Annotated in this window: 12 protein-coding genes and 2 CRISPR repeat arrays; all 12 genes read right to left on the bottom strand. The window is 62.9% G+C overall.

What is annotated here, in order from left to right; all coding sequences use genetic code 11:
* Positions 1 to 451 precede the first annotated feature (451 nt).
* The 12 genes from DMB37_RS41705 to DMB37_RS15390 all read right to left on the bottom strand — a co-directional run bounded on the left by DMB37_RS41705 (position 452) and on the right by DMB37_RS15390 (position 23,393).
* On the bottom strand, positions 452 to 586 hold the full coding sequence (locus DMB37_RS41705; RefSeq protein WP_255508385.1) for a hypothetical protein: 135 nt from the start codon (positions 584 to 586) through the stop codon (positions 452 to 454).
* Between the two features lie 257 nt (positions 587 to 843).
* Positions 844 to 1,791 carry a hypothetical protein gene (locus DMB37_RS40980; RefSeq protein ID WP_206055256.1) on the bottom strand — a complete coding sequence of 316 codons (948 nt, stop codon included), beginning with the start codon at positions 1,789 to 1,791 and terminating at the stop codon, positions 844 to 846.
* 14 nt (positions 1,792 to 1,805) lie between these two features.
* Positions 1,806 to 7,007, bottom strand: coding sequence for a PA14 domain-containing protein (locus tag DMB37_RS15345; protein ID WP_167768850.1), 5,202 nt, complete (start codon positions 7,005 to 7,007; stop codon positions 1,806 to 1,808).
* Between the two features lie 1,428 nt (positions 7,008 to 8,435).
* Positions 8,436 to 9,745: direct repeats of the CRISPR family, unit length 28 nt; unit sequence GGACCATCCCCGCGGGCGCGGGGAGCAC.
* An 85-nt stretch (positions 9,746 to 9,830) separates the two neighbouring features.
* The gene (gene cas2e, locus DMB37_RS15350) at positions 9,831 to 10,226 is read right to left on the bottom strand and encodes a type I-E CRISPR-associated endoribonuclease Cas2e (RefSeq protein ID WP_135233301.1); all 396 of its coding nucleotides are present in this window, start codon (positions 10,224 to 10,226) and stop codon (positions 9,831 to 9,833) included.
* Positions 10,223 to 11,173: a type I-E CRISPR-associated endonuclease Cas1e gene (cas1e, locus tag DMB37_RS15355; protein ID WP_135233302.1), complete on the bottom strand. Its 951-nt coding sequence runs from the start codon at positions 11,171 to 11,173 to the stop codon at positions 10,223 to 10,225. The genes cas2e and cas1e overlap by 4 nt, the downstream gene beginning before the upstream one ends.
* Positions 11,170 to 11,859, bottom strand: a complete 690-nt coding sequence (gene cas6e / locus DMB37_RS15360; protein ID WP_135233303.1) for a type I-E CRISPR-associated protein Cas6/Cse3/CasE — start codon at positions 11,857 to 11,859, stop codon at positions 11,170 to 11,172. Before cas6e ends, cas1e begins: the two co-directional genes overlap by 4 nt.
* A 2-nt stretch (positions 11,860 to 11,861) precedes the next feature.
* On the bottom strand, positions 11,862 to 12,587 hold the full coding sequence (cas5e, locus tag DMB37_RS15365; protein ID WP_135233304.1) for a type I-E CRISPR-associated protein Cas5/CasD: 726 nt from the start codon (positions 12,585 to 12,587) through the stop codon (positions 11,862 to 11,864).
* The gene (cas7e, locus tag DMB37_RS15370; protein ID WP_135233305.1) at positions 12,584 to 13,705 is read right to left on the bottom strand and encodes a type I-E CRISPR-associated protein Cas7/Cse4/CasC; all 1,122 of its coding nucleotides are present in this window, start codon (positions 13,703 to 13,705) and stop codon (positions 12,584 to 12,586) included. The genes cas5e and cas7e overlap by 4 nt, the downstream gene beginning before the upstream one ends.
* Before the next feature lie 26 nt (positions 13,706 to 13,731).
* Positions 13,732 to 14,382, bottom strand: a complete 651-nt coding sequence (gene casB / locus DMB37_RS15375; protein ID WP_135233306.1) for a type I-E CRISPR-associated protein Cse2/CasB — start codon at positions 14,380 to 14,382, stop codon at positions 13,732 to 13,734.
* Entirely contained in the window at positions 14,379 to 16,007 is a 1,629-nt protein-coding gene (casA, locus tag DMB37_RS15380) for a type I-E CRISPR-associated protein Cse1/CasA (RefSeq protein WP_240772399.1), read from the bottom strand. The genes casB and casA overlap by 4 nt, the downstream gene beginning before the upstream one ends.
* Positions 16,008 to 16,033: 26 nt before the next feature.
* Entirely contained in the window at positions 16,034 to 18,904 is a 2,871-nt protein-coding gene (gene cas3 / locus DMB37_RS15385; RefSeq protein ID WP_240772535.1) for a CRISPR-associated helicase Cas3', read from the bottom strand.
* Between the two features lie 498 nt (positions 18,905 to 19,402).
* Positions 19,403 to 20,223: a CRISPR direct-repeat array (repeat unit 28 nt; unit sequence GGATCATCCCCGCGTGCGTGGGGAGCAC).
* A gap of 80 nt (positions 20,224 to 20,303) precedes the next feature.
* Positions 20,304 to 23,393, bottom strand: coding sequence for a glycine--tRNA ligase (locus DMB37_RS15390; protein WP_135233308.1), 3,090 nt, complete (start codon positions 23,391 to 23,393; stop codon positions 20,304 to 20,306).
* Positions 23,394 to 23,400: the final 7 nt, after the last annotated feature.

Genomic DNA, 23,400 nt, shown 5'->3' on the forward strand with positions numbered 1-23,400 from the left:
CGACGCCGAAACTTGAGGAAAGGCGGTGCGCGATCCCGCGGGGCGTACACCTCTCGCCGATGGACTGGGAACCCGTGGACGCAGCGCTTCCGCTCGGGTGACCTCCTCGGCTTTGCCTATGGCGGTCTACGCGACGTTCAACGCGGCCAGGCAGTTTGAACGTCGCCTGGTGTCCACCATGAGCCTGATCGGGCCATATCGACCAGTAAGGGCTACGAGAAGCGCCGAGGACAGCCGCCGCGCGCACCGCCGAACTACCCGCCGACCCGCTGTCCAGGTTGCTCATGTGGCACCGCCGATCGGCAACACTGAAGCTGCCGCACGAGAATCGCTCGTCCAAGCGACGGACGGCGGTACCCGTACCGACGCTGTCAGTGCCCCCAGCACGGCTCGTACAACATCTACACCGCCTTCTCGCCGCCCTGAGCCGCTGATGTCAGCCGATGCCGAGCTAGTAGTTCGACGACACCGTCGGCGTGACAACAGTCAGCGATGAACCGAAAGGATGTCCATCAAGCTGAGCAGGCAGCAACACACGACCGCCGTCTAGCACCCCTGCCGCCTCCTTGATCACATCTGCACCCATGAGTTCATCCCCGTGGACGCGGGGAGCACGCTGGGCAGGTGGCGGGCAGATCCCGCACGGATCGGATCATCCTGCGGGCGCAGCAGAACTAATCGACCCGCCGATCCGAAAGTGCAACCGCTTCTGCGCCCGTGGATCCCGGCAGCCACCCCGGCTGACCGGGCCCACCCAGGGTCGCCCAGCCGCTGCTGATATGCAGCGAAACCCAATCCGAACCTCCAAACCAGCACATCACCCTTCGTCTTGAAAGATCGAGGCTAGTGCGAACCTTCCCCCGGCGGAATGAATGTGTCTGCGCTATCGGCGTCACTGACATAGCCGGAGGAATCGATAGTGATCGCGGTCGCCTTTCCTTGCGACGTGATGAGCCAGGCTAATACCTGCTCCGTGTGCGACGTTCCCTGTGCCCCTTCCATTTTCGGATGCACCCGCCAGCCCCCTCCTGGCAATGCGGCTACGACCTGGTCGGCCTTCTCCAGGCGAGTGAAATCTTCGAATTCGGTCACAGGGCGCAGGGCTCCGCGTTTGGGGTCGACGACGAGCGCCGTTCCAGTCGAATGCTGCCAACCCTCCACACGCATTATTCGGGCATCCTCGGTGTCGGTTCCCGCAAAGTACGCGATCCATCCGGTTTGATTGAAGAATTTAAGAGACGTCGTCCCTCTCTCTCCAGTCTTGACGGTGAAGATAACTGAATCCGAGCCGGTCATTTTCTTCTCCTTTAGCAGGTCGCCTTCAATCCAGGGTACAATAATTTCCTGAACCACCAAATTGGCACGTAGGCCAGCAACTTCTTCAGTCAATACGGAATAAGCCGATCGCAAGAAGTCGATGATTCCGTCGAGCAGTTCCCTGGTTGCCACCTTTGCCCGCAGTGGTCTCGTGGACGATCCCACCGAAACTCCATCACCAGTATGGCGAAGCTGTAAAATCTCGTCGCGCTCCGAGAAGCTTAACGTAGAGTTCCTACCCTGGGAAATATCTTCGGCCACGCCACGGAGACCCAGCGCTATATCAACAAGTGTCACATAGGTGTCCCCCGAGAAGAACGTGGTGCCATTTATGACTATCTCGACACCGACAGCAAAGTACTTATAACGCAAATCTAGTTCCCCAAGATTCGCAGGATCGTCGCCCTCGGGGTAATCCCATGTCTCGCGCCAAGGCGAGGAATTATCCGGAATCGAGAACGATAAATGGATCATAATCTTCTTCCGATTTAATTGGTCGGATAGGCGGTGCGAACGACACCCTTCTCGTCAACAACAACTTCGACGGCAGTGTAAGTCTTATTCGGATCTCCATTCTTGTGACCAAGTTTTTCACCGAAATCTAGTCGGTAGATGTAGCCTTCCACAAGTTTGCCATTCCTCTTATTGCGCCGAACCGTTCCATCCTCGATTGTTTGCTTGATCCGACTTTGAACGAGAGCGTCCGTTCCGTCGAAAATACCCGAATCACGATCTGCCATCCCCCCGCCCGGTCGATGACGTCCTCTGATGTGCTCCCAACTCTCATCTGTAAAACGGACTTCATCGTAAGGAAGGTCGTCGCTGCTGAGCTCCGGACCCCAATCTTTGTCCCTGGGCCCATTCCGGTTCGAACCGCCGGGAGGCTTCTTCTTTGGGCGCTCGCCGGTCAGGTCCAGGTTGTTGATCGGGTCGGCGTTGACATAGTCGTAGTTGTTGGCTGATCCGCCGGAGATGGGGTCGACTTGCAGGAACCGACCGAGCACGGGCAGGTAGGTGCGGGCTCCCATCTCGAGGGCTGGTTGGCTGGCGATGTGTTCGATGGGGACGGTGTGCTGGCCAAGGTAGCCGAAGTCCATGCCGCCGTCTGCGGTGGCGGGGATCGGGATGTCACCGATGGCGCCGGTGGCGGGGTCGATGTTCTGGCCGTAGGGGTCGTAGAGATGGAGTGCGCCGGTGCGTGTGGCGGCATGGTCGGTGGTGAGCAAGATATCGCCGTGAATGTTGGGGTACGACCAGTTGGCGGCTTTGGTGTCGGTGTAGCTCTTGGTGAGCAGAGCGCCGCCGGGCAGTTTCAGCATCCGTTGCCGCAGGGCTCCGGAATCATCGAGGACGAAATCCGGCCCGCCGGCGTCGGAGGTGAAACCGTAGCGGGTGATCTGTGCGGGTTTCGCGTTTTCGCGGACCGTTCGCATTGTGATGCGGTCGGTGACGTCGCGGGTGTAGACGACGGAGCGTCCGGCCGCGGTGGTGGTGGAGATGTGTCGGAGGGTGGAGTCGTATCCGAGGGTGTCGGTACCGACTTTGGTCGTGTTGCCGTATGTGTCGTAGCTGAACGACAGAGTGGTGGCACCGTTGGTGGACAGCAGCCGGTCGGCGTCGTCGTAGCAGTAGTTGGTGGTGGTTGCCGGGGCGCCGTTGAAGCTGTCGGTGAAGGCGGTGCGGTTGGTATTCAACCCCGCTTTCTTGTTCGGCCCGCACCCGTTGTCGCCGGCGAAGCTGTAGGTGAGCTGGTGGTGCGGCACGGCGGCCGCGACCAGGCGGCCGACCCCGTCATAGGTATAGGAGCTGTTGTAGGTGGCGCCGGGACCAGCGGTGTCGGTGATGGTTTCGTCGGTGATGCGTTGGTCACGGGATCGGGTGACCGCACTTGTGACAGTGGAGCCCGATACCTTCCATAAGAGGCCGGTCGTTGAGCCGGCGGCGTTGTGGGTGATCGCGAGGTTGGATCCGTTGCCGTAGGCGACCTTGTCCAGAATTCCCGCGGTGTAGCCCGGGGTTGCAACCCGTGCCCCGTCAAGGTCTAAGCCGATCAGCCGAGACGCGTCATCCCAGTAGTAGCTCAGGGTGGAGGTAGCCGCCTTGACTGTGGTGGTTTGACTGATCTTGCGCCCGGCTAGATCGTAGGTGCTGGTGGTGGTGACACCGCCTGCGTCGGTGTAGGACACGGTCTGGCCGAGCAGGTCGATCGTGGTGGTGGTCGATCCGCTGTTGTCGCTGACTTTCAGCTTCAGCGGGTTGCCGTCGACGGCGTAGTCGTAGGTGATGGTGCGGGCCGGTTTGTCACCCATCGCCGGGAACGACTTCTCCACGACGCGGTCACGGGCGTCGTAGCTCACACACGACCACGGCTCACTGTTGGTACGGACAGCGACAAGACGGCCCGCTCCGTCGTACACCGACTCGACCGCGTTGGCTGATCCGTCCGAGTTCTTGGCTCCCCGAACGGTTTTGACCCTGCCACCCTGGTTCATGGCCGCAGAGTTCGACTTACAAGGGTTCGAGCGGGTTTCGCGGTCCCCGTAGTAGGTGACAGTGCCGCGCTTGTCGGAATTGGTGAGGTCACCGCCAGGCAGGGCTGCCGCCAGTTGACGCAAGTAGCCTTGGCCGGGCTTTTCGAACAACATCCGCCCGGTCAGGTTGATGCCGCCCGGGTCTCCGGTCTTGGACACTGCCAGCCCGAACACGGGGTCGATCCCATTGTTGGGGTCTGAGTAACTTGTCGCGAGTTTCTTCGCGGGTGCGCGTTCGGTGTCACCGCCGGAGGTGTTCTCAGCGATCTGGCTGGTTTCGAGTCCGTAGCGGGGTGCCAGGTTCTGCCCTGGCACTGTGACAGAGGATCCGGCGCCCGGGGGTTTCCAGGTGAAATCGAGTGCCCCGGTGGTGCCGCCGCGGTTGTAGTAGTCGACCCGGACTCGATGCCAGCTACCGGCTGTGGTGTTGGTGTAGGTGCCCGGGACAGCGGTGGCGGCCTTGTCGGTCCAGCTGTCCACAATGAGCACGTCATCGATCCACAACCGGACACCATCGACGACGGTGAACCCGAGTGCATAGTCGCCGGTATCGGGGAACTTGATTTCGCCGGTGAATCGGCCCGACCAGCCGCCCTTGTTCGCGACCGGCGGGGTCGATCCCCAGCTACGTTTCAGGCTGCCGTCGGCGGAGCCGACACCGGTCGCCCAGTCTTTCGGGACTCCGGAGGTGAACGGGTTATCGTAGAACGCCGCTTCCAACCCGACCAGATTCTTGTCGTACCGAGTATTGCTGTGAGGCATCGTGTTCGCGCACTGCGGGGTCGGCAACTGCCCGGTGAAACAGGCCGCCGGAGCCGGACCATAACTGTCGGTCGGCCGGTCTGCGTGGTCGTAGATCACCGTCGAGCGGCGACCGGTCGAGTCGATCGTGGCTGTTCGCTGGTCTTTCGCGTTCCATTCGCCGCGGACGGTGTCTCCGACACCGTTGGTCGAGGCGAGCAGGCGACCGGCCTCGTCCCAGCTAACGGTGCGGTCCGGTGGCGAGTTGAACCCGCCGGTCCCGTCGACGTTGACGATCGATTTCCGGTTGCCGAGGTCGTAGCCGTAGCGGTGGACGGGCCGCTTACCCATATAGCCGCCATCGGAGGACGGCCCGGTGACAGCGACGGCCCGTAGCCGTTCGGGCACCCCCGGCTCTTCGACGAAGTTGGCGTACTGAATCGCCGTGTGTACCAGAGCTTGGGAGGGGAACTGTTGGATCGAAGCCCAGTCGTGGCCCAGGTTCCCGCGAACAAAGCTCAGCGGTCCGATAGTGGCGAGGAGTTCCTGGCGTTTGACTTCGCTGCTGGTCTCTCGATACTCCTTCTGGACATCGGCGAGGTTGGTGTAGCTGAAGTCCTGCATAGCCGCACTGGGGTTCTCGATCCGAGCGACTACGTTCAGCAGATACCACAACCGGGTTTCGGTGCCGTCCCAATAGGTGATGCGGCACAACTGTTGTGCGGGGGCGGAATTGGCCCCCGCAGGAAGCGACGCCCCGCCGTAGCAGTTGTTACTGCCATCGGTGTTGTAGTGCAGGGTGTGCGAGCGCCCCGATACCGGGTCGACGATCTCGGACAACCGTGACGGAGAACCTCGATAGCGGTACTGCAATGATGCGGGCTTCTTGCTATCGAGCACGGTCGACACCTCAGCGAGAGTGCCGTCGGGATTGAACAGCGACACCACTCCGTTCTCGGTCACCGAGAGTCGGCCATGGGCGTCGAAAGCCACGACGCCGTCGCGTCCCGGTGGCGGAACGTATCCACCGGAGGTGCGAGCCCAGCTGTGCTTGCCGCCCGCACCGTCGGTGAGCACCACCGCACCGTCGAGCATCGCCGCGTGGCTGTATTCGCTGGCCGGCATCGACAACGTCCAGCCCGCGGGCAACGGCGGCGGATCAGCGGGGTACAGCCACTGAGCCGGCGCGATCCGCGGTATCAGGTTATGCATGCGCATACCACCTGCGGTGCCCTGAGTGCTCTTGACCCACAACACCATTGCCGGTGGATCAGCGGAATGGTGATACAGCTCAACCTTGATCGGCACCCGCTGACCATCACTCAGTGACACCTCGTCGTCACGTTTCGGACCGGCCTCGGTGAACTTGTCATGGAAGATGCCACCGGCTTCGGGGTTGTCGTAAACCAGGCGATCGCCAACCCAGATCTTCGCTCCAGGGGTGTGCGCGCCAGCGAAACGGTAGTCACCAGCGACCGGGGCCCGGAAATATCCCTCCCACCGGACCATGAACCCCTCGGTACTCAGCCCGGGCGGCACGGGATCCCGGCTGGTTTCGTCGTGCCACATGTTGCTCCAGTGCAGATCCACCTGAGATTCGGCCCGCACCAGCACAGCGGCGGCGTCGTCGGGGGAACCATCGCGGTTGGCATCGTTGAAATACGAGGCCCGAACGCCCCGGGACTCACCTTGGCGTGAGTTGTAGGCGAACGTCACTCCCGCAGGCCCACCCAGCGCCGAGAAGATCGGACCCGAGGCATCGAAACGGACGTTGCCGTTGAACAAGTTCACCGTCACCGGGCCCAGCGAATCGGTCGGGGTCGGACCCGGATCACCCGTGCGCTGATCGATCGTGAAATGACCGACCCAGCCCACCGGCGTCGGTGTCTGTGCACCCGCTGCGACAGTCTCGACGGTCCAGGTGTATCGGCCGCCGTTGTGCAGCACATTGCGGGGAACCGTCCACTGCGGTTCCTGCAGGCACCCCGACTGCGCCACGCTGCCGGTGCGACCGTCGAAACCGGTCGACACCTTAAAGCAATACTTCGTGCCCGCTGCGGCGCCGCTCGCCGCGACCTTCAACACCGGTGTCTCGGAAGCCAGAATGGCGTTATCGGCCGGGGCGACCAGCACCGTCTTCGGATCCTGCTGCGCCCGCTGCCGCGGACTCGCACCTGGACTGTCGCCCTCCCCAGCGCGCGCCAACGGCACGAAATCGGCGTCGGGCAGAGGGGGCTCCGGTTTGAGCTCGAGCTCCGAGGACGGACCGTCCCCCGACGCCAGCAACGGCACAGCTCGCGGCGTCAACGGAGCCGCCGCACTCGGCGGCGACACAATCATCTGCGCCAACGTCGCAACCAGCAAAATCGACAACGCCACCATGCTCAAGCGGTACAAATTGGCAGGGAACCAACGCACCGGGGCGTCTCCCTGAAGGCGAAACTTCATTACACTCCACAATCTTCGAGCCCTGTAGGCGGGCAGCACAAATTTGACAGAACAGCACCAACTGGCAGATTCATTCCGAACGGGAATTCGTGATGTTGGGGCTACACGGGTAGCGCCTCGTACTACACCCGCGGACTGCAGCGGCCAACTTCACGCCCCCCAAGTTCAGAGCTGATGTCCAATGCACAGCCAAGCCAGCATGTTTGGGACCTACATGTCGATCATCCGCAGTTCGCCGGAAATCACATGTAGTCCACGCTGATTCAACACAACGGACAACACTCACGCGGTCAGCAGAAAAGACAGGAGGTCAAATGGTCCGAACAGCAGGACATCCATAGAATTGCATCTTGCAGATCACGCGCTGCCGACGTACCGACGCACATATTGCTGCGCAACTTGTTGGAGAACCACACTCAAGGCGCTAGTCATCGATGCACGCACCACCCACCCAGAATTGACTGATACCAAACGACATTGGGGCGATGCCTGCCCCCTTTTAATGACGGTACAGGTGAATCAAATGGGGAGCTACCGTCGGCGCCGACTGGGGAGCTGGACACAGCTCTGGCGACAACCGCTCCGCCGCACAGTCGCCCGCCACCGGATGCCGAAATTGCAAACTAGAAGGAAGGACCTTGCAGGGCAACAGATCTCGGCAGCAAGGTCCGCCGTAGCGACCAGTCACCCAACTCGATCTACACGATCGGCATCGGTCAAGTCGAGGTGCACGGCCCGCTCAACCAAGTCCATGAGCTCATCCACCGCAGGACTCAAGCAAACACCTCGTGTCCACCAAAGTAGCTACACGGCAACAACAGTCGAATTTCGACGGCACACGGCACACGGCGGTTTGATTCACGAACGATTGCTGCCCCGATCGTACCTAAGGTCAGGGCAGCAATCAGATGAGGATCAAAGTTATTGCCACAGCGAAAGTCCCGCGTTTCAAGATGAGGGCACAACTATAGCGCCTCCATGATCATCACCGAAGCTCCAACATCTGTCAACCCCGTTGCCTTCTTCGTGGACCTGACACGGGTCCACGGTCGCCGGCCCCGGTATGACTTCCTTCTGTCGCAGTCATTATCCGGGGGTGGTGTCGCCCGGGGTCTGGTGGCGTCGGGCGCGGGGAGCACCCCACCGCCTCACAGCCGGGCACCGGTAGCACGGCTCGTACAACATCTACACCGCCTTCTCGCCGCCCTGTGCTGCTGATCTCAGCCGATGCCGAGCTAGTAGTTCGACGACATCGTCGTCGTGGCGACAGTCAGCGATGAGCCGAAAGGATGTCCAGCAAGCTGAGCAGGCTCCAGTGGGATCTGGATTCCTACCGATGAGCACCCTGCCGTCGTGGAAGCACGACGACGGTGGTGTCCTGCACGATCGAGTGCGCGGACCATCCCCGCCGGGGCGCGGGAGCCCGCCAACCCGGACACTGTGCGTCATTGCTCTTTCGGACCATCCCCCGCGCGGGCGCGGGGAGCACATCGCGTCATAGGTCGTCGGGTGCCGACGAGCGGGATCATCCCCGGGGGCGCGGGGAGCACTCGGTGTCGGCGGTGGTGTACTCAGCGGCGTATGGATCATCCCCGCGGGCGCGGGGAGCACGTTAGAAGATGCCCGGGCTCTTTATGAACGGACCATCCCCGCAGGCGCGGGGAGCACTTTTCGGGAGCGTCCCGCCGGTCGAAGAGCAGCGGACCATCCCCGCGGGCGCGGGGAGCACTTGACTAGCCTCTTGACCAGGGTCTTTACCCAAGGACCATCCCCGCGGGCGCGGGGAGCACTTATCGGTGTACTTCACGAAGGAACTCACGTCGGGACCATCCCCGCGGGCGCGGGGAGCACATCGACTACGACCCGGACAAGTCCGATGACCGCGGACCATCCCCGCGCGGGCGCGGGGAGCACCGGAGGCGACGCTGCCCCGCTGCGCGGGGCGAAGGACCATCCCCGCGGGCGCGGGGAGCACACGCCTGGGCAGTGGCGATTCAGCTCGTAGTGCGGACCATCCCCGCGGGCGCGGGGAGCACTGTGGTCGTGGATTAGATTGTGCGACACCGCAAGGACCATCCCCGCGGGCGCGGGGAGCACCGGGTGTAGCGGCGAAGCCTCGTCCGGATTTACGGACCATCCCCGCGGGCGCGGGGAGCACTCTCCACGACACCTGACGCGGTCCCGTTCCGCCGGACCATCCCTGCGGGCGCGGGGAGCACGGCGTCTGTCATTTGAAAATCCGCCTGGCTTACGGACCATCCCCGCGGGCGCGGGGAGCACGAGTGTGTGGTGCAGCCGTCGTTGTGTGAGTGCGGACCATCCCCGCGGGCGCGGGGAGCACTACGACGAGTACGACACCGACGAGCTCGACGACGGACCATCCCCGCGGGCGCGGGGAGCACGATCTACAACGTCGTGACCGGGGCTGTTCTGTCGGACCATCCCCGCGGGCGCGCGGAGCACAGCTGGAACTCGTCCCCAGGCTTGTTCCCCGGACGGACCATCCCCGCGGGCGCGGGGAGCACAGCGACCTGGCGGTGCATCCAATCGACCGCGCCGGACCATCCCCGCAGGCGCGGGGAGCACCAAGAGATCATCGAAGATTCCGGCGATATTGCCGGACCATCCCCGCGGGCGCGGGGAGCACGAGTGGGCTGAATTCGTCGGGCATGGGACATCCGGACCATCCCCGCGGGCGCGGGGAGCACACTTGTTGACCTGGCTGTTTGCAGCCGTCAGGCCCATTTTTGATTCGGTTTGTTTTGGTTCGGGGCGGGATGGCGCCTGGGTTCGCTACTTGGGTTTGAACTTGCGCCGGGCTACGCGGCGACGCCATACGGTCTCGGATTGGTGTTCTGCTTGGTGGGTTGAGCGGGTCGTCATGGCTGTCAGTGCCGGGGTCGCGACATAGTCCGGAGCTGTCATCCGACGCATAAGTGTCAAGCCGTCGTAGTCCACGGGAGTCCAGTCGTGGCCGTGGACCTCGAATGCGAGGCGTTGTTCGTTGCGTGCGGTGTACACCATGATGGCTCGCCCTTCCGCGACGAACTCGATGATGCGCTGCCACATGAGTTCTCGGACACGCGGAGAGATGTTCCCGACGAACACGCCTGGGCTGATTTCGAGTAGCCATCGGGTGAGGTGTCCGCGCAGGCCAGGTGGTACGGCGGTGAGGACGACGGTGGTCAAAAGTCGTCTCCGTATCCGACTCCACCCGCTACTGGAGTCTCTCGGTCGTCCCAAAGTGAGATCACGTCGAAGTCGAGTTCTTCGAAATCTGTTGTATCGAGGCCGCTCTCATCGCGCAACAGCTTCTGTATGTCTCGTGCGCATCGCTCCAGGATCTTGCCGCCGTAAATCGCATCACGCACTCGCCGACGAGTCGCCGCACTGAGTTCTTCGGGCTCTTCAGCAGCGATATCGAACGCGATAGGAATGGTCAGCTCGGCTTTGTACAGGTCTGCGATGTCGTAGACGAATGCGCGGTGGTGGCCGGTGTGGACGAACCCGAGGGCGGGTGCGCATCCGAGAGCAACTATGACCGAGTGCACGATGCCATAGAGCGCGGAGTTCGCTGCGGACAGCGCCTGATTGATGGGTTCGCCTGCATCCCAGTCATCTTTATCGTAGTTTCGCCGAGACCATTCGACTCCAGCCCGTTCGGCGTGCTGGCGATAGACCGCTCGTACCCGAGCGCCTTCCCGTCCACGAAGCTGCTGCATCAGCAGCCCCGAGACATCTTCGCCAGGGAAGCGCATGGCGTACATCGCTCGGGCAACCTTCAAGCGTGATTGAGTGTTCGTCACTGCGCGAGCTTGCGCTTCGAGCAGTCGCGACGAGCGTGAGAGCGTAACGCCGTGTGCGTAATAGCGCACGCCGCGCTCCCCCACCCACACCACAGTCGATCCGCTGTCGGACATCAACGAGATCGCTTGGTGGGTAATGGTTGTTCCTGGACCAAGCAACAACACACCGACCGCCGCAGCTGGGATATGGGTGGTACCGCGCTCGTCGGTGGCCGTTATCGCGTTGCTGTCCCGGTTGACCACACATCTGTCCAGGTATAAGAACGAAATCCTGTCCGAGATGCGCACCAGCTCCTTGGACTCGGACGTGTGGCGACCGATGGTGTTCATCGTGGGCTGTCGGACGTGGAAGGGTAGGCGAGGGTGAGTAGGCCGCATCCGTAGGATTTGGCTCGCCCGATGCCGAATGAAAGTGAATTCTTCAGTGCGGCAGCGTCAGTGACTTCGAGGAGACCTTCGAATGTTGCGGTGGAGATGGTGACACGTTTATCACCGCGAGCGAATCGGCGCACACCGCGGTCAGTGATGAGAAGCTCAAGCTCGCCATCGACTGCGTTGTCTGCCTGGCGCGGCTGTATCTGGAATCCGTGCCGCGAGGCACGGTCGAGCAGCCATTGTTGTTGTTGACGGACAGTGACGTGGCCGAGTGGTTTGGTGTCGGTCCAGCCCTCTCGCCGGCCGGAGTGGACGGGGTTGGCGGTGAGCCGAAATTGCCATCGTTGGCCGACGGTCAAGCGGTCGAGGAGGCGCTCATACGGTTTGGTGTCCCATGTTTCGGTGGTAGGCCATCCGGCTTGTTCGATGATGTGGGTGAAGTCGGGTTTGTCTGGGCTGGCTACGAACAAGATCACACGATGAGGTCCGTAGTTGTCCAGACGCCACAGGATTCTGCCTTCGTCGCTGGGCGTGGCATCGGCGAACCCGCTGCACACCGCGGCGTGCAGGGCTTGCGGGGATGACAGCAGTATCCGAGCGCCACGACGACGTGGATTGAGTTGCATCCTGGTCAGGAACATCGTTATGCCTCCAGGACCGACATTGCGTCGTGCTCGATGACCGGTGCGGAAGTGCCGTGCGGGTTGACGATGTCCACGGTGCCGCGCACGATGTTGCGCCATTCGTACTGGCGATAGTTCGGGTCGAAACTGACCGGGGTGTCATGGATCGTCTCACCGGTGAGTTCATCGTCGGCCGCGTCTCGGACCGTCGCCAGGGTGACACTGGTGTCGCGGGTCCGTTTCTGGGCCCGCGTGCTGGCCAGCCATGGCACAGCGGTGAATGCCCCCTGAAGGTCTGTATCGAACACCCCGAGCGCGATCGGCCCTGCGGGTGGACACGAACGGCGGCCCAGGTAGAGCGGAAAATGCGGGCTGCGCACCGCTGCGTCGATGGTGGTGACGAGTTCGCGCTCGCCTTCGAGGACTGCCAGGTAGACGGCATCGGAGATGTAGTACCGATACGACAGCGGCAGGGAAGTCCACGTAATGGATCCATCGCGTTCGCGTTTCGGGCGTTGTGCGGTGTGGAAGTCACGGACAAGCTGTCCGGGTTGGTCGATGCGGACGCCGAACCGTAGGCCCAGCAACGATTCGAGGGGGTCGGTGCGTCGCAGTCCCTTGGCCGCGGCGACGAGGCCGAGCACGCCGCTTTTGGTGGGTGCGGTTTCGGTGTCGCGTCGCACGAATTTGCTGCTGGCGCCCCAGGATTGCAGAGGCCCAGCCAATCGCAGAGCGACCACACTCACTGTGACTCCCCGAGCCTCGTCTCGACCAGCGCACAGAGCTGGCTGACCAGATCGGCGAAGCTGACGTTGCTACCGAGGTCGTCCAGGGCTGAGGTGTCGGAACCCAGGCGTGTCACCCATCCGGTGACCGGTGCTTCGTTGTAGGCGCGTTCGATCTCTCGTGCCTCGTCGCGCAGTGCGTCGGCAGCTCGTTTGACCCGTCCACCGGTGCTGGATTCGCGGATGGGGTGTTCGAAGGCTCCGACCAGATTGATCGGTTGGGTGTCGCGCACGAAGACCACCACGGCTTCAGGCAGGGTTCGGTTGGCGAAGGTGTTCTGTTTGCCTGTCGGCATGGAGCGCACGAACGAGGTCACGAACGCTTCGACAGCGCGGCGGGTCGCTTCGGGGTCACCGAGGTTGTCGTGGAGGCGGTCGACGTCGACGGTGGCGTATCGGTACAGGGTGGAGGAGTTGAACTCGACGGTACCGATCATCGCCGCCCCGGTCTCGGCATCGCCGATGTGATCGTCGACGGCGGTGAAGTAGTCGAATTCGGTCTCGACCGGATGGACGCTGATGGCATGAGCGACCTGGACGGCGGCATCGACGTTGAGATCGGCTTGGTCGGCCACCATACGACCGAACAACGCGATATCCACCGAGTGCTCACGATCAGCCAGATCCTTGACCTTCGCCTCCTGCAACGCTTTGGCGACGTCGGCAGCGGCTGCCGCATCGACAGCCGCCCGGGCCAATGCCGCGATCTGATGCCTGCTGAGGAACACCAGATACCCGGCCTCCTCAGTGGCGTCTTTCTTCGGTGGCTTGACCTTGACCCCGATTTCCTTCATCACCGCACTAGCCAGCTCGAGCGCACGCGCCTCCAGATCAGGTGCGCAGGAGGTAATTTCAGCGCCCAGCAGCTCGACCACGCGCCGAGTGCGCACGCCGAGTTCGGATCGGTCGAGGTGGTCGTCGAATGCCACCCGGGTTGCGCGTTTCCACGCTTGGCTCGAGACTCGCGCGCGGCGCACACCGCCGTAGATGGCGGTTTTCGGGCTGCCGGTATCGTCGCGATTGAGGTTGCTCGGCGGCACTGTTTGCAGAATATGCAGCTCGATCAGAGTTCGGTTCATCAGCCACGTCTCCTTTTCGATAGTTACTATTGGGCCGGCTCAGGTTCGGGGTCACTGGGGGCAGGCGTGCGATAGAACTCGCGACCCCAGGCCAGACGCACGCGCTGGGCACGGCCGGGAGTGAGCAGGCCAACGAGGTCGTCAGCGAGGCGGGCGTAGTCGAATCCCTGTTTGGCTGTACGCAATTGCGTCACCAGACCACGAATGTGCATCAGCACCTCATCGATGGACTGCGCCGTGGCCACCGCCATGAATCGACGGGTCACAGCCTCGGCGCTCCGCCCCTCTGCCTGCGCCAGCATCCCCACCGCCCTCCCGAACGACACCGCCGCGACGTGGGCCCGCACCATCATCGATTGCTGGTGTGCAGCGAACAAAGTCAGCACCGAGTGCGCGGCCTGTTCAGCGACACTGGGCCCGAAGTCATCGGCGCTATCGGTTCCCCTCAGCGCTATCGGCACTGCGGCAATCGTCGAATCCCAGATCTCAGGGACATCGCCTGCCGACTTACCCAGGCCGCGACGCAGTTTGGCCAGCTCCGCTCGTGCGACCGGCGATCCGCGCAAGTACTCCTCTTGGAGCCGGTTCAGCCGCCATTCCAAAGCCACGCCAAGTGGGCCTAGGCGTCGCCGAGTGGATTTCGCCGACGCTTGTTCTTCGTTGTCGACTGTGCTCACGCAATCACCATCTTCTCTGGTGTCGAGTCGTTGGGCCGGGTATCGGTGAGGGGTAATGCTTTTCGTAGCGCTGACCTGAGCCACAACTCGGCGCGGGACACGTTGACCAACTGCCCTCGAACCTGCCGCCCCACCCAGGCGGCAGGGGGTGCGGCCGAGACCAGTTCCGCGACAATGGGGTATGTGGCGTCACGGACGGTGTGTTGCCAGTGCGCCCGCGCTTCACCGAGATCGGCGCCGGGAGTTAGCGACGTCAACCATTGTCGGTAACGGGCGTCCAGCGCCGCATATAACTGCTCGCGAGCACGGTCGCCAGCACCTGATTTCGGTGCGGCGCCAGCGGCTTGGGCGATGTTCTCGGCGAAGCTCCACACCGCGAACGCCGCATGCTCGGCGTCGTCGACGGCATTCGTCGCTGTCTGACCCGCGGCCGGTTTGTCCTGGCGCAACAGGATCACCGGCAGCGGCAGCAGGTCCTCGACGATCTCGGCGAACGTGGCGCTCTGCGCTCCGTATTCCGCTCCCATGATCCGCACCCGTGGCGTATACCGTTCCGGCAGAAGGCCTTTCGATCCCAGACTGCCGATCCACTGCAAGATCCCCGGCGCCAGTCGCGGTTGCGGATCCGCGCCTCGGGCCGTCGGGCGACCCGAAACCGTGGGTAGCATCGCGCCGATACCCCGCCATACCGAGCGCCCTGGGTCATGGGTCAACGGCATATAGACCACGGTCTTATGCTTCTTCGACTGCGGTTCGCTGTATCGCCAGCACGTGTGCGGATCCATGTCGTTGCGGTTCTGCGGAACGATCCTGTCCCCGTTGGCCAGCACGACCCCTGTAACCCCTGTGCGGTCGCCTACCAGGCGGATACGACGCGTCTGCCACGTATACAGATCGATCGCACCGTGCGGCGGGCGCTCCTTCCCCGCTGGTGTATCCGGATCGCGCTCCCATGGCGGAACGTCATCGGCACCACCGATGGTGACGTACGGGTTATCTTCGTAGGCAACGATGTTCAGCAGCAGAGTCTCCCGTAGAGTCTCGCCCTGGGGCAGCACTCCTCCGATCTGGCCCGACCAGCCGGTGCCGATCGGATACCCTTTCCCGTTCTTGACTGTGTTGTCGCCGATAGCTCCGGACTTGATCCCCGACGGATCGAACGCATGCGCGTGCACTAGCCAGCGCGCCGCCTCCGCCGCCTCGATCCGGCGAAGACTCGCTGCGGACCGAGCGGTGAAAAACGGCTGCCCGTTCGGCACGTCCGCGACGAGCTTTTCCAGCCCCGACACCTCCTGCTTCGCCGTGTGCAACCCGGCGACCTGGAAAAACGGGGCCTCAGCGTCGAACAGGTCGAACCGATGACGAAGCGAATCAACATAAGCGCGAACACGATCCAGCGGCAATACCTCCGCGGCCCACAGATCGTGCCACTGATCTGCATCGGTCGGCCCATCGATCGCTCGATGCATAAGCGCCAGTAGCATCCGCGTGATCGCGAACCCCTGCGTCGGCACCTCCCCACCGATCGTCGTCAGATCCTTTGCCTGCTCCAACAATTCGAGTATCGACAGCCTCCGCTCGCGACCATCGACTCCGAGCGCAAGTATCCATGGCTCGTCGAGCAAGTTGAATCCCTGCCTATTTGGGCCGTTCATGAGTGGATACCCGCTTCTCTCGATGAATCGACGGCGCTATGAGGGTTGGCTTCCTCGGCAGCCAATATCCGCAGCCCCGAATCTGGGGTGTAGTGCACACCTCGGCCGGCGATCTCACCGAAACCGTCCTGATCGAGCACTAAGACCGGCAGGCGGTAGATCAATGGCGAAAATTCCCACTGTTCCGGGGTTGCAGCCCACAGTTCGCTCTCTGCCCGTTCGGTGCTGAACTCGAGTGGCAGCCGCAGCGAGCATGTAGCCATGATCTGGGCCAGCTGATCTGACGGTGTCGATTCGCGAGGCACTCGGCGGTTGCCGTGATCTTCCGCCAGCCATGAGGGGGTGAACCAATCAGCAGCAGTGTGTTGCTGGACCACGATTACCTCGAGGCTGGGAGCACCGTCGCGGACCTGCCCTTGTCCTTGAGAGTGATCCTCGGTTTCGCCGACATCTGCTGCAATCCAGCCGACGATCGAGTTGCCGGGCCGCGCAGGCTCTTTGAGTTGAAACTTCTCCGCGTTCGCCGCGCGCAGTATGCAGCGGTCCAGCCAGCTCTGACGCGCAGCGTTCATTGCGTCCTGCCACGACTCCGGCCCTGCCTGCTCAAGGCCGTATGCGTGCTGAACCAATGGTGCGATGTCGTCGGGCAGACGAATTGCATGACCTAGATGTGGGAGGAGAACTGCGGCCGCACGCAGCAGTGGATGCTCACCGTAGACATGCCGTGCCGCTGCGGGTTCCAGCTCGGGTACTCCCGCAGTGAACTCCACACCGGCGATGTATGTCTGCGCGGTTCGAAGTTTCGGTGGCCTCTCAACCTGGTTTTCGCCGCGTTGGTGGCGGTGCAACCGGCCCATTCGCTGCAGGACCAAGTCGATCGGGGCCAGATCAGTGACCAACAGGTCGAAGTCGATATCCAGTGATTGTTCGACCACTTGTGAGGCGACAACGATATGCCGGGCGGGCCTGTGCTGAGCCCGATCGAGTGATCCGAAGCTATCGAGAAGCTCAATGTCCTTGCGCATCCGATCCGCGGCGATGAACCGTGCATGCACCACAGTCACGTCACCGGGAAAGTGACGTTCCAGTTCGGCGGCTGTGGCCAGTACACGGCGGACGGTGTTCCGGATGACCAGTGCACAGCCCCCGCCGGACAGCTTGTCCTCCAGCAGCGCGACCAAATCGTCCGCATCGTCATCAACCTTCCCGCCAAGCGAACGCACCTGCACCGACGTGCTCCGGCCCGAAGGCTCGATCCGGCGGTGCCGCACCGCGTCACCTGTTGTCCACGACAGGATCGGATAGCCCCCGATATCACTCATGGGTGGCGGAGCAGTGCGATGAGAACCGCGCCGGTACGCCGCCATCAGCTCCTGGCGACGATCAGCGGGCAACGTTGCCGACAATGCAATCACTGGAACCCGATAGGTGCCCAACCAGGTCAGTACCTTCGTCAGGTAGGAATTCATGTAAGCGTCGTAGGCGTGCACTTCATCCAGCACGACGACCTTGCCGGCCAGCCCCAGGTGCCGAAGCATCAAATGCCGAGACTTCAATGCCGCGAACAGCAGCTGGTCGATGGTCCCCACCGAGAAGTTCGCCAACTGAGCCTTTTTTCGGCCTGACAACCACGTGTGTGCTGTAACCGCATGGTGGGCAACCCTTTTACTACCGATACCCGAGTCGCAGTCTATCTCTACGTGACCGCTTTTCCCGTCCCGTACGAGTCCTTGGAACAGTCGGTTCAACCGGGCTTTGCCGTGCCCGAGGATGATCGATCCACCTACCTGCTGACCGTCAGCGCCCAAACGGTCAAGCCAATCGACGACGCGAGCGAACATCGCGTCACTGGTTGCTTGCGTGGGCAGCGCCACCAGCAGCCCTCCTGCACCCCACCGTTGCGCCATGATCTCCGCTGCGGCCAGGGCCGCTTCGGTCTTCCCCTCCCCCATCGGCGCCTCAATGATCAGCAGCCCCGGCTCACTCATCGCCCTAGCAACATCGCACGCGGCGACCTGAACCGGCCGCACTCTCGCGCCCGGCGGCAACGAGAATCGCGTCGCGAAAACGTCCGACACCTCATCCGGTATCACCGAGGGGATCCACGGCACAGGCAGAGCCAGAGCCGCCAACGCACGACTCGATCGTTGGGGGTCGACCACCGCCTCCGGCAACTCTCCGGTATGGAACGGCAACAACTCCTCGTTGCTGGCGATCCAATCGGAGACGATGACGATCCCCGTCACCAGCACCTGGAACCGCACCGACAGCCTCAACTCACGCCAGCTGTCGAGGTAGTTCAGCACTTCCGAACGTCTGGCCATGCGGCACAACAACTCTCGCTGAACCTGCACCCACTTGCCTTCGCCGAACAAGTGCGGATAGCTTTGCGGCAGCAGCCGATCGTCCTCATCGGGCGGCGCTCCGTGGTGGCCACCGAGAACCACTCCCCACGCGGCAGCCCACCGTCGAGACCATCCTCTTTCCACCAGCCACCCGATCAGCAGATGATGCCCTGCCACCGTATGATGAGCCAACTGCCGGTCAGCCATTTCACGCCGGTTGAGAGGCATATACAAACCATGCTCGCGCATCCGCTGAGCGAGTTTCTCGTGTTGAATTGCGAAGGCAGGCGTGGCTTTTCCGAGATCATGAGCCCCCGCCAAGAACCGTACCGCGCACCGCGCCGCCTCGCGGTCACCACCTAGCTCCTTGACCAACAGCTCGACAACACTCGGTGCGAGCCAGTGGTCGAACAGATGACCGGCGACATCCGCAGAATCATCCATGTGCTGCCACAGCGGCAGCCACTCACCAGCAGCGTTCGGCGACTTCGCCCACACCGATCGAGCAGCCTCGCTCAACACCAAAGACCGACCCCTTACGAAAGAATCCGCCCCGAAATTCCGGGAATGCACAACACTGTCTCACCCCCCACCGACAAGTTCGCGGCGCCTCCGGAATGCCCAGAAGCTCAACGACTTCCGACAACGGTACTCGCGAAACAAACTGTGCAAGCGCACTTCTAGCAATCCACAACAGAAACATCGAAATGACCAACCGACCGGTTCTCCTGCCCGACGTACCAACTACCACCACGCTCAGCAACGCGGTACAACCAACCCAGCCCTGCCTCGCGCCGCTGAAGCTCACCTCACCCAGCGAGCTCCACAGCCGGGCGCTCCCGTCACCAATAACCTTCATGCAGCGGACCATGCCGTTGACATCGGCATCAATCATGGGCAACACATCTCCCAGCAGGCGCGGGAACACTCGTCACGTTCGTTGCACAGCCGGTCGTCCTTGGGGGGTCATCCCCACGTGCACGGGAGCACTGACGAATCTGGATTGAAAGCCAATCCGCAGAACATCCCCCGCGTGCGTGGGGAGCACGGGAGCGCGGCGCCGGGGATTGACCTCATCGCCGGATCATCCCCGCGTGCGTGGGGAGCACTTCGCGTAGGCGCGGCCCGCGGCGAACCCGATCGGATCATCCCCGCATGCGTGGGGAGCACCGCCTGTGCCAGCAGTACCCGATCGATGTGTTCGGCTCATCCCCGCGTGCGTGGGGAACACACCTGTTGGTCGGCGATCTCATCGAGGTAGTACGGATCATCCCGCGTGCGTGGGAAGCACCCTCGGTCGTTGGTCTCAAGCACGTACTCGGTCGGATCATCCCCGCGTTCGTGGGGAGCACCTACGAGCTCTACCCAGCGCTCTCACCACTTGTTGGATCATCCCCGCGTGCGTGGGGAGCACCGTGAAGGCCACTGGGACTGCGAACACGACCGCGGATCATCCCCGCGTGCGTGGGGAGCACGACCACGGCACCGGCCGGTGCACCCTGGAACCCGGATCATCCCCGCGTGCGTGGGGAGCACCGTGTAGCGGGTCCACGGGTTGTCTCCATGGGAGGATCATCCCCGCGTGCGTGGGGAGCACGACCGGCCATTCCGGGGACCTGGTAGCGCCAGAGGATCATCCCCGCGCGCGTGGGGAGCACGCCATGAGCAGCCGGAAATCGTTCTCCGCCTGCGGATCATCCCCGCGTGCGTGGGGAGCACACACCACCGCTCCAAGACTGGACCATCGTGGGCGGATCATCCCCGCGTGCGTGGGGAGCACTCGTTTCTGGGCAAGCTCGAGCTCGGCGGCCACGGATCATCCCCGCGTGCGTGGGGAGCACACTTCTTGACTTGGTCGTTTACCTCATGATTTCCAGGTTTTCGATCGGTTTGTTCCGCCCTTCCTAGGTGTTAGAAATGGTTAACCGCGTGTGCTCGAAACCTTCGAGCCGACACCGGTGTCGGTGGTGTCAGCACGCAGAAGATGGACAGCTTTCCAGTCGATTCCCCTAGGCGCTGCATCGAGGACGCTCGCGAGGAGGCCGAGACGCGCCGCCCGAATCGACGAGTCATTGTCCATCACAAGGATGTTGTCGAAGAACTCCCGGAGGGCTACGGCGAGCGGTGCAGCTCGGCCGACCCAGCTCACCAGCGAACGATCATCACCGGCGCGGGCGAGGCCGTCTACTACATCGATCAGCTGTCGCTCAGCGGGAGCGGTGAGAGCCGCAGAGTCCACGGAGGCTGTTGTCCCTAGGGGCAAGATACGGACGATCCGTTGGAGTCCTTCCACAAGTTCGATGAATTGCAGTCCGTGTTCCCTGCGGGCTTGGTCGATCTCGGTGCGCAGCTGGTCGGCTCGCCGCGGGGTGTGTGCGGAAGGGCGGACCGCGTCGATTAGCGCGGGGACTATGTTCGAATCGCGAAGTCGTTGTTCGTATCGGGTAATGAGTAGCCGTTCGGCGGTGTCGGGAACGTCGTCGGAGACGGTGAGTCCTTGATCACGCAGACATTCGGCTGCGGTGGTGAGTCCGTCTCGGTAGGTAAGGGTTTCGAGTTCGGGCCGGTCACGAAGGATGCGGACGATGCCGAGCGCGGCGCGGCGCAGCCCGTAGGGATCCGAGGTTCCAGTGAGCTTGGCACCGACTGCGAGCATTGCGACCAGCAGGTCATAGCGGTCCGCCAGCGCCAGCAGGGCACCGGGCAGTGTGGTGGGGAGCCGATCGTCATGGTGTCGGGGCAATTCGGTGTCTAACAGCGCATCTGCCACCTCGGGCGGTTCTCCGGCTTGGAGCGCGTACTCGCGTGCCATGGTGCCGGCGAGCGAGGTCATCTCGATCGCCATCTGAGTGGCCAGGTCGAACTTCACCAGCTGACCCGCCCGCAACAGCGTTACGGTTTCGTTGGCGGACAAGGTGATTCGCTGTGCGAGCTGCTGGCTGATCTTGGCGATGCGGTCAGCGCGCTCGGCTACCGAGCCGAGGCGCTGTTCGAAGGTGAGTTCGGTGAGCTTGGTGCGGAACTGCTCGGGTGGGGTGCGCAGATCAGCACTCCAGAAGAAGGAGGCGTCCTCGAAGCGGGCGCGGAGTACTTTCTCATTGCCGTCGCGCACCACTTCGGGGTCGCAGGATCCGTTGGCAAGGGTCACGAACATCGGCAGCAGGGAACCGTCGTGTGCGCGAACGGCGATGTAGCGCTGGTGTTTACGCATGACGGTAGTCAAGATTTCGGCCGGCAATGCCAGGTACTTCTCGTCGAAGTACCCGAGGATGCCGACGGGGGTCTCCACCAGGTTGGTGATCTCCTCGATGAGCGGCTGCTCGGTGGAAATGTCGATAGTCCCGCCGACCTGATCCGCCAGCGTGGTTGCGGCGTGGACTACGGCGGCTTGGCGGTCACGCCGATCGAGGAGGATCCCTTCACCGCGTATGGCGTCGCCGTAGTCGTTTGCGTGGCTGATGCTGATCTCGGGTTGCACTGCTTGGCGGTGAGTGCGGGTGATTCGGCCGGCTTCCAGAGCTCCGGCGGTGACAGGCAGCACTGTGTCGTCGAGGAGGGCGAGCAGCCAGCGGATGGGGCGGCTGAAGCTGAGGTCGGGGTCGTTCCAGCGCATGTTCTTGTCCGAGTGCAACCCGGTCACGACTTGTGAGAGCACGGTGGTCAGGAGCTCGGGTGCGGTGCGGCCGGGTCGGATGCTCTCGATCGCGACGTGCTCGGTGCCGTTGACTTCAACGCGGGTCAGGTCGGTCTCTGTCGCGTTCTGTGCGTTGAGGAACCCTTCCAGCGCACGGGTAGCCCGCCCGTCGTCGGTGTATGCGGCAGCGACCTTGGGGCCGCGACGGACCTGGACGCTGTCGGGCTCACGGTCAGCGATGTCGTTGATAAGCACCGTGATTCGACGCGGAGTGGCGTCGACCCGGGTCGTGCCGCAGCGGAGGCTGGATTCACCGAGCAACCGCGTCAGCTCATGCTCGACGGCCGTTGCGGCTGAGTCGACGACATGGGGAGGCAGCTCTTCGACACCGATCTCGAACACCAGCTGCCTGCCGCGCGCCGGGAGCGAGGCGGGGTCGACCGTCGAGGTGGCTGGGTTGGGGTGCTGGTAGATGCCGCGGGGGTGCCCGGCCTCGGCGCGCAGCTCGATCCACAGTTCGGCGACCGAGCGGGATTGATTGCGCATGGCCTGAAACCACTTGGCGCGCTCGGTGGTTGAGATCGCGCCGCGGGCATCGAGGACATTGAAGGCGTGCGAGGACTTGAGAACGAAACTGTGCGCGGGAATCGGCAGCCGCCGTTCGATCAGATGGTCGGCTTCGCGTGAGTAGATATCGAGCAGAGTGCGGGTGGCATCGACATCGGCGTCGTCGAGGTAGTAGCGCGACATCTCGTATTCCGATTGCCCGAGGAATTCACCGTAGGTGACACCGGGTGCGTACAGCAGGTCTTTGAAGTGGGTGACCTTCTGCATGCCCATGAGAATGCGTTCGAGTCCGTAGGTGATCTCCACCGGGACAGGGTCGAGGGTCTGGCCGCCGACCTGCTGGAAGTAGGTGAACTGGGTGATCTCCATGCCATCGAGCCAGACTTCCCAGCCCAATCCCCAAGCGCCGATGGCGGGTTGTGCCCAGTTGTCCTCGACGAACCGCACGTCGTGTGCGTGCAGGTCGATGCCGAGGGCGGCCAGTGAGTCGAGGTAGAGCTCTTGAGGATTGCCGGGTTCGGGTTTGAGGATGACCTGGAACTGGGTGTGGGTTTGCAGACGGTTCGGGTTCTCGCCGTAACGGCTGTCGTCGGGACGGACGGAGGGTTCGACGTAGGCGACCCGCCATGGCTCCGGACCCAGCACGCTGAGCAGAGTGGCTGGATTCATCGTTCCCGCACCGACTTCGGTGTTGAGCGGCTGCGCGATCACGCAACCGTGACCGGCCCAATAGTTCTGGAGACGCAGGATCGCTTCTTGCATGGACAGCGGCGCACGCGCCGCTGTGCGGAAGGATTCGTCGGGGGCCATCGCGCGA

This window comes from Nocardia sp. CS682 (assembly GCF_004634405.1).
In the GTDB taxonomy this organism is placed as follows: domain Bacteria; phylum Actinomycetota; class Actinomycetes; order Mycobacteriales; family Mycobacteriaceae; genus Nocardia; species Nocardia ninae.